Source organism: Nostoc sp. PCC 9305, from assembly GCF_963920915.1.
Taxonomy (GTDB): domain Bacteria; phylum Cyanobacteriota; class Cyanobacteriia; order Cyanobacteriales; family Nostocaceae; genus Nostoc.
The window spans coordinates 1-1,350 of record NZ_CAWUDN010000249.1; the positions used below are offsets into that span (position 1 = coordinate 1).

The window sequence follows — 1,350 nt, forward strand, 5'->3', positions numbered from 1 at the left end:
AATGACCCCACCCTGTGGTGTACCCTCAGATGTAGAAAACAACTGCCCACTCTCCATCACCCCCGCTTTTAACCATGCACGTATTTGACGGCGAATGGTGGGGAATGTATTTAATTTTTGTAGCAGTGCTTTGTGGTTAATTTGGTCGAAACATTTGCTGATATCCGCATCAAGCACATATTTCGCCTTTTTACTGATACTGTTGAATATTGCTTCAATAGCATCATGACATGAGCGCCCGGCTCTAAACCCGTATGAATTAGGTTCAAATCGCGCTTCCCATTCAGGCTCTAGAGCCTGTTTAACAAGTGCTTGCAAAGCTCGGTCATACATTGTCGGGATGCCCAAAGGTCGCTTCTCATCCGCTCCTGGTTTGGGAATCCAAACCCGTCGAGTCGGTTTCACTTTTGAGCCTAATTTAAGATTGGCAACCAGTTTAAGACGTGCTGCTGGGGATAATGTTTTGATACCATCCACTCCTGCCGTCTTTTTGCCTTGGTTGTCTTGTGTTACCCGCCTAACCGCTAGGCATTTTGCATACCAGGATTTCATCAACGTCTTTTGGAGTTTGCGAAGTGCTTTAACATCACCACGAAGGGAAGCTCGATAGATTCGTTTTTGCAACTTGTAGACCACCCGCTCCAGCTTTCGCCAAGGGATATCCTTCCATTCCACCATCGGCTGATGCCGTGTTTTAGACATTATTGCTACTTACAACTCCATCATCCAATCCACCGTGAGTCCGTCAGCATATCTTTACCATTACGGCAAAGCATTCGCTTTTGACTCAATCTCTCCTATTCGCTGCATACGGTTAGCACCTACTTGGTATCGACCAAACCAAGGGCAGCGATAGGTTACTTCGTTCCGAATAACCATTGTTAGAACCTTTAGAAATGATGCTATCCACCGGGTTTATAGGGAGTGCTACTGGTCAACTGTGAATTTGCCAGCCCCTTATCCTTTTGCCGTTTTAGGCTCCAGCGCATTAAGCCTTATTTCGCTGGTTTTCCTTAACGATGGTTCAGACACATCTTTGCTTTCGCTATTCATGGATTCATGCTTGGAGGAAACCAGCTTAGGCTGCTAGCCCTTCTCCTTTTCACCCCGCTTCAGGCGTTGATGGCTAGTCTCGAACCTGGGGGTGATGCTGTCACCGTTGCACCTACGGGGAGGGACTTCTTTTTATGTACTCTAGGTTTTCCAAAGAAAGTCACCCTCATGGTTATCCAGTTATCATTTGAGAGAGATTAAAGTGCGAACTCCACCCATTAGGGGTTATCTCTCAAATGTCACTCATCCCTGAATATTTCTATTCATTTCGAGTGAACGAATCGCACCCACAGCCAG

At 46.2% G+C, this 1,350-nt stretch carries 1 protein-coding gene; it reads right to left on the minus strand.

From position 1 onward, the window contains the following. The coding region (locus tag ACM0OX_RS35600) for a reverse transcriptase N-terminal domain-containing protein (RefSeq protein WP_414519919.1) at positions 1-702 on the minus strand (702 nt) is incomplete at its 3' end. Between the last annotated feature and the right edge of the window lie 648 nt (positions 703-1,350).